Here is a 5,923-nt window from a genome sequence, read left to right as displayed (position 1 = left end):
CGGGCTTCGCCCGCCCTCCGGTCGGCCCCACACTTCACCTTCAATGACGCTGGCACTTCACGTTCATTGTCGCGCTCCAGACCTCGGCGGCGTGCGACGCTTGGGCCACTTCCGCCTCGTCCGAGAACACCGCCGCCATGCCCTCAACAACCTGCCGCTCCCAGGTGTTGATCAGCGTCTGTGCACACCGTGCTTGGCCGCGAGCTGCGACACGGTTAGGTCGCATCGGATCGCCTCCAACGCCATCTTCGCCTTGAACTCTACCGAATACGGCTTTCGATTCCCCTTCATCAGGTCCGTCCTTTCCGTCGGGCGAACCAAGTTTATCCGAATGTCCGGGAGATGGGGACCAGCTCAGCCCTCCTATTTGCAACGGTTGATTTCGAGATGGCTCTGCCATCGCAGGGTCACCGAGTAGGTGCGCAGGTAACGGCGACCGCAGCCGTGCCATGCCCAACGCATGAAAGCGCGCGGCTTAGGCCTAAACTGCCACACCAGCTTGCCTCGATGCGGCAGCAGTACGTGGTGGCGCGTCCGGTTGAAAGGCTGGGTGTTGACGTTCTTGCGGTCGATCACGGCTGCCTCCTTCATCGTGGTCAACATTGCGGCTCGATGGTCAACTCCCCTCACCGGGGTGGCCGCCGACCTTCCCCCGCGTGCTACTGGCGGAAGGGTATGACGCCGGGGTGTAGATTGTTGGCATTCGTCAGAGTCTCGGCGTAGCTGTCCGCATCGACCTCCCCGCGACAGATAGACGTTCCAACAGGTCCGTAGACGGAATACACACGGCTGCGCCTGGCTACTCGTCAACAACACTCGGATCATAGATGGAGCAGAAGGACAGATCATACTCGCGCTGCTCACCGTGGCAGTCGTCTTCATCGCCGCCACCCATCTCAGCGCGTTCCGAAAACCGTCACTTAGCTTATCCCTTCCGACGAAGCCTGCGCTCGCGGACGCACGAGACGGCCCACAGTGCTTCGGAAGATCCACCGAGCAAGCCTTCCGAGCCGTAGAACTGCGATCAGCGCTGTCAATGCCCCGAACAGGAACGACAGAGCGCCAAGAACAGCGGCGATCACTGCGCCGATCATTGCTGCCGAAATTTTTGTGGCGTGAGCCACGGTCGCCAGCACCTTTTTCCCCGTGAGCCGCAACGCCCCACTCACAGGCTTCCCGAGCACCTTGGCAGCGCGTTCGGCGTTCTGGAGATCATTCACATCATCGACATGGCTCAGAACCCTGAGTGCCTTGGCGGGGGTGGTCACCTTGCTGATTTCGCCCACGGACGTGAGCACCCTCTGCACCTCGTTGGTGTTGACGGCGGCGGCATGACGGCGAGCTGCTGATGCGAGTTCATCCACCCGGTACCAGGGTATGTCGCGGACAGCTTCGCGAAAGCCAGGCATATTGACGGCCTTAGACACGAGGCGTCCAAGTTCCGCCTGGAACTTGACGGTCAGCTTGCCCATCTTGCGGGCCAGTTTCGCCAAAGAGATGCCCACTTTGGCGGGCAGAGCGCCGCCCGCCGTGACAACGGTGCCAGCGGTCATCGCAAGGCCCGCCATGGACAGCCCTAGCGTCAACTCGTCCACTGTCTCGCCCTTGAGCATCCGTGAAGCCTGACCGGCGAGATCACGGACGTCGCCCACCATAGTGAGGTCGGATGCTAAGGCGGCGGCGATTCCAACTGGGGCCTCCCCCTCGCCGGTCATGAAGCTCTTAGCTGCGCGCCTAGTTGTTCTCGCCGCTGCTCGCCAGCCTGAGGTTTCTTCTGCCAAGCGCGTGCGAAGGGCTGGGTCGATGGGCACACCGATCAGATCAACGACCTCGATGTACTCCTCTGCCTGTTCGGGTGCATCCTGATCCAGAGCAGAGGCGATCTCCTTCTCCAACCGCTCGCGCGGTGCCGCCTCCCGGATCACCGCGATCAGGTCTGCACGGATGTCAGCGTCGGTTGGTTGCCGGGCCGTGACGTTCAGGTACATGATGAAGCCCGCGGAGATGACAGTGGCGAGAAGCCCTATCATCATCAGCTTCCGCCCAGAACGGGTGTGGCGATTACCCCCTTGGCTTTGAGTCGCCACCTTCGTTGACATATTTCGCGCTCCCTGGCTGGAATGAGGCGCACCCACCCATTCCCATTGAATGCCAGCGCGGGTGTCTTTCGTAATGCACGCCGAAGGAGCAAACTAAGCGCATCGGCAGCCCTCTTTCGATTTCCGGGCAACCGTCGTCGTGTGCCGACTGTTCACACAGGGCGAAGGAGATCACGATGAAGGGCAAAGGACCGGTGCTGACCCCTGGGCTTCGAATCACGCGGTATGCCGTTGGACAGTTGATCCTCGCTGAGATGAACCGCCAGGGACTGAGCCGTGCCGATTTCGCCCGGCGTCTCGGCTACACCAACATCACGAAGGGCCTGCGGCGGGTCGATCTCCTCCTTGATACGGGCGAAGAGCCGATGCTGATCCCCAAGCTCGCCAGCGGGCTCGGAATTGACCAAGCGGTTGTTGACCAAGCTGTTGCGGCGACGCAGGAGGAGCTTGCCCTTGCACGTGCGCGAGCGGCCCGACAACGCGAGAAGCGGGATCGCGCAACCTTCCACCAGTATGTACTGGTCGAGACGGATCGCCGGGTTCCGGACCCGATCTTCGTCGCGGTCATGGCGTATGACGCCTTGAAGCGCATCGATCTTCCCGACGAGGTGGCACAATCCACCCTGAACGAGCGCATCGCATGGGCCAGCCGGTCGGTGAGCGCGCACCACCAGAGATGCCATGGCCACGTCACGGCATTCGGCGCGGTCACCGGCTACGCCCTGCGTCACACCTACGATCGGACCATCCTCTTCGATATCAACGGATGTGTGACCAATCACTTTGCTCCACGCCCGGAGGAACCATGCGGTTGGATGACAAAAATGGGAAGCCGAACGCCCCAGAGGTAACCGGGGCTGAGGCCGCTCAGCAGCGCTGCGTGGACGACCATAGCGACAGCGGGTATGCGCCATCTGTCCCATGGGCCTTGTTCACGGCAGCACGAACGGTGTTCCCATACAACCATGCACAAGAACGGCCTTGACGCGCATCAGCGGTCTTTGTTCCCGATCATTGATGCGGATCAGGTGGTCCTCGACATTCAAGGCGGACAGAGCGGCAACGTCCGCCGCACCGGGAGCATCGTCGATCCAGAACCACCCAGCAGAATAGGTCAGGTTGATTCCTTCGACCTTCGACGCGGACCATGCCGCCGCAGGGATCACTCCGAGCACGCGCGCCCACTCTTCAGGAAGCTTCGTCACGCCCAGAGCATGGCGAAACGCTCGAAGTGCACCCTCAGGGTTCCCGTCGCGGCAACGAGTGCTAAGCCACCAGCATTCGAAATGTTCAACTACCCAGGCGAGAAGGCCGAGCGCGTCGGGATCGATCTCATATGCGTCACGAAGACCGGCAACCTCGGCCCGGCGACGCAGCAGGGTACCATCAATGTCGAGGTACAGGATCGGGCGCCCCAATGCCGCACAGCGGTCTGCGGTACTCATACATTCTCCTCGACGTCGTCAGTATCCTCGCCGTAGTTAATCACCTTACCGGACCACTCCGGATGAACGCGCCCGGTGCGCATCCACAAAATCCGGTCGGGCACCTTGGTGACATGGGTACCAGCCATCATGCACCAGATGGTGTTGTGGTTGGGAATGTAGCCGGGGTCGCGCAGCCGCCGCCGGGCGATCCACTTCTCCTCCAAGTGGGGTCGCAAGTGATCAAGCGCCTTGCGCGCGGCGTAGAAGTCGTTCACCGCCCGTCGATGGAGGGCGCGGTCGAGTTCCTCGCCGATATCGATGAGCGGCAGCTTCGCCTCGCGCCGAAGGGCGTTGCGTCGCCAAAGCTCTCGAAGTATCGCGTCATTCGGCTTGATTTCGTCCATACAGCCTCCGTCCATATTGATCATGCATCATCAATATGGACCAAAGAGGAGCTAATTCAATACGAATGCAGTTGAGATATTTTGCTGTACCTCCTATTAAATTACATAGTATTATCCGGTATAGGCCTGAACATGCAATGCACATCAAAGAATATTACTGAATGTTATATATAAGGTCTAAATATGCAATTGATTATCCACTACATAAAGCGTAATAGTAAGCGCAGCGCGCCTCGGCATCCTCCAGATCACTTTTCAATTTTGCGTATTCATTTAATATTTCGTCATAATCTTTTTTCAATTCATCATGCTCTCTCCTCAATTTGTCGCAGTTGTCACCAATGGATCCATGTTCCTTGCTGCCTCTCCTATCAAAGTCAACGGCGTTCTCATTAAGCATGTCTTGGAACGACCGATGGCGAACGAACAGGGGAATGCATGAGTTAAGAGATTGAACTATACTTGCAGCTATACGGCGAATCACCAAAGATCTTTCACCCTCGCTGTCAACGCTCAAGGTAGAAAATGATATCCATTGACGTAGTCCCGAATTTACTAAAGTTGGCCACAATATAAATATTCCGCCTGACGGATCAGGCGGCAGATCTTTTTCCATCAACGATATAATTTTATTTGCCTCAGCGTGCCTTGAAGTGAAAAAATGGCATATGCCGGAAAGCTGAGCAGCAAGTTCATGAGGATCAATTCTTGGAAGACCTTGATCCGGGTAAACAGACAGAATGATTGGATGTAATCTACTAGTGTTTGTGACCAACTCGAAGAACTCACCGAAAGAACTGCCGCTTGTTAACGGTAATGGTTTGGTCGATAGGCGGCGCCCACCGTCGGCCAGGCCAGGGCGCCCATTTAGCCATTTAACAATGGTTGGTAACGGTGGGGTCCAGTCAGAATCATTGCTGAAGGTGTGCCACTCGATACGAATATGTACCGATCCTGGAGCAATAAATATCTCCCCAACATCGATACCAGATCGACCATGAGAAGAAGGGCGCTTATACTTTATAGCAAATACATTGCCTGAGGTTAGCGCTTGAACCTCTTCGCCAACAGCACCAAAAATGTGAAAAGAGGGGTCTGTTTCACAGTCTTGTGGTGGTTTCGCATCGTTAAGCCGTTCAGATACCCAACGCAGCACCTGCCTTCTAGCCGATATCGTCGCATCGTGTGTTGTATCGGCCAAAGTAAACTGCCATGACAAAAACGGAAATATACGCACCTCAACTTTACTTATTCCGGACATCGCTTCCTCGTCTAAGTTGGCAGAAGAGGGTGATTGGGCTCTGCGATCTCTTTAACAATATCTGTTAGCTGATCCGCCAACATGCTACCTGATTGCGCATGTCAGGAGAAATCAACTTTGAGGTATTTGGCGTGTTGCATCCGGACCAGCCACTTTGTTGTACGACTTTTGCGTTGGCATTACGGTTCGCCGCTGCCAATCGTCACACAATCTTTGTAAGGCCTTCAACAGTGAATAATGCGCTTGATTACTACGTCTGACACGAACGGGTTAGGTTATCTGGACACAGAAATGTTGGTGGAAAAGGTAGATCAACAATTTGGTGCATCAAGCCTCCCATCCGCACGTTTCCGACGAACCGTTCATGGATCAACGCCGTGACGAGAGGAACCCCGCACCCGTCGGTGTTAGATCGCTGGCTGTAGTGTGACACTGCAACCGATGGGTAGTGAGCAGCCACATGTCCGAACGGCACCATTAGCACCGCACTCTCCAGCGGGGTCGATCGAGGAACCACCACGGACAGTTCTCTTGACGCGCCGGTGCTCACACGTGGGGCGCTGGAGCCGCGCCGGTATTGAGCGCCATGATCGCGCCGTCCAGAGCATCCGGAGCAAGATGTACGTAGCGGAGCGTCATTTGCTTGGAAGCGTGACCGAGCAGCTTGAAGGCGGTCAGCAGCAGCCCGCCCTCGTATGACCAGCCGCACTGACGATGGAGAGGTCTCGCAGG

The 5,923-nt window shown here is 57.0% G+C and carries 7 protein-coding genes and 1 pseudogene; 1 reads left to right on the top strand and 7 read right to left on the bottom strand.

The window, feature by feature from the left end:
• Positions 1-79 precede the first annotated feature (79 nt).
• The 3 genes and pseudogenes from TSO5_RS33560 to TSO5_RS29990 form a co-directional block, all read right to left on the bottom strand.
• A pseudogene (locus tag TSO5_RS33560) lies at positions 80-291 on the bottom strand (transposase); the annotation flags it as partial.
• 72 nt (positions 292-363) lie between these two features.
• Positions 364-576, bottom strand: a complete 213-nt coding sequence (locus TSO5_RS29995) for a hypothetical protein (RefSeq protein ID WP_146203865.1) — start codon at positions 574-576, stop codon at positions 364-366.
• Positions 577-920: 344 nt separating this feature from the next.
• Positions 921-2,099, bottom strand: a complete 1,179-nt coding sequence (locus TSO5_RS29990) for a hypothetical protein (protein ID WP_146203864.1) — start codon at positions 2,097-2,099, stop codon at positions 921-923.
• A 176-nt stretch (positions 2,100-2,275) separates the two neighbouring features.
• On the opposite strand from TSO5_RS29990, the gene TSO5_RS29985 reads away from it, so the two are divergent.
• On the top strand, positions 2,276-2,950 hold the full coding sequence (locus TSO5_RS29985; protein WP_109155035.1) for a hypothetical protein: 675 nt from the start codon (positions 2,276-2,278) through the stop codon (positions 2,948-2,950).
• Between the two features lie 81 nt (positions 2,951-3,031).
• Here TSO5_RS29985 and TSO5_RS29980 read toward each other — a convergent pair whose 3' ends face one another.
• The 4 genes from TSO5_RS29980 to TSO5_RS33150 form a co-directional block, all read right to left on the bottom strand.
• Positions 3,032-3,544, bottom strand: coding sequence for a hypothetical protein (locus TSO5_RS29980; RefSeq protein ID WP_109155034.1), 513 nt, complete (start codon positions 3,542-3,544; stop codon positions 3,032-3,034).
• Positions 3,541-3,930, bottom strand: a complete 390-nt coding sequence (locus tag TSO5_RS29975) for a hypothetical protein (protein ID WP_109155033.1) — start codon at positions 3,928-3,930, stop codon at positions 3,541-3,543. Before TSO5_RS29975 ends, TSO5_RS29980 begins: the two co-directional genes overlap by 4 nt.
• A 193-nt stretch (positions 3,931-4,123) precedes the next feature.
• Positions 4,124-5,191 (bottom strand): hypothetical protein, encoded by a 1,068-nt coding sequence (locus tag TSO5_RS32450; RefSeq protein ID WP_146203863.1) that lies wholly within the window; start codon positions 5,189-5,191, stop codon positions 4,124-4,126.
• 546 nt (positions 5,192-5,737) lie between these two features.
• Positions 5,738-5,923: hypothetical protein (locus TSO5_RS33150; protein WP_348981070.1), on the bottom strand; the 186-nt coding region annotated here is incomplete at its 5' end.

Source organism: Azospirillum sp. TSO5 (assembly GCF_003116065.1).
Classification (GTDB): Bacteria; Pseudomonadota; Alphaproteobacteria; order Azospirillales; family Azospirillaceae; genus Azospirillum.
Note: the sequence above shows the minus strand (reverse complement) of the source record. Positions and strands in the feature narration are given on the sequence as shown.

What these genes read in the sequence shown, in the direction of transcription:
- TSO5_RS29980 (WP_109155034.1), bottom strand. Translation starts at nt 3,544, where the DNA reads ATGAGTACCGCAGACCGCTGTGCGGCATTGGGGCGCCCGATCCTGTAC.
- TSO5_RS29990 (WP_146203864.1), bottom strand. Translation starts at nt 2,099, where the DNA reads ATGTCAACGAAGGTGGCGACTCAAAGCCAAGGGGGTAATCGCCACACC.
- TSO5_RS29985 (WP_109155035.1), top strand. Translation starts at nt 2,276, where the DNA reads ATGAAGGGCAAAGGACCGGTGCTGACCCCTGGGCTTCGAATCACGCGG.
- TSO5_RS29975 (WP_109155033.1), bottom strand. Translation starts at nt 3,930, where the DNA reads ATGGACGAAATCAAGCCGAATGACGCGATACTTCGAGAGCTTTGGCGA.
- TSO5_RS32450 (WP_146203863.1), bottom strand. Translation starts at nt 5,191, where the DNA reads ATGTCCGGAATAAGTAAAGTTGAGGTGCGTATATTTCCGTTTTTGTCA.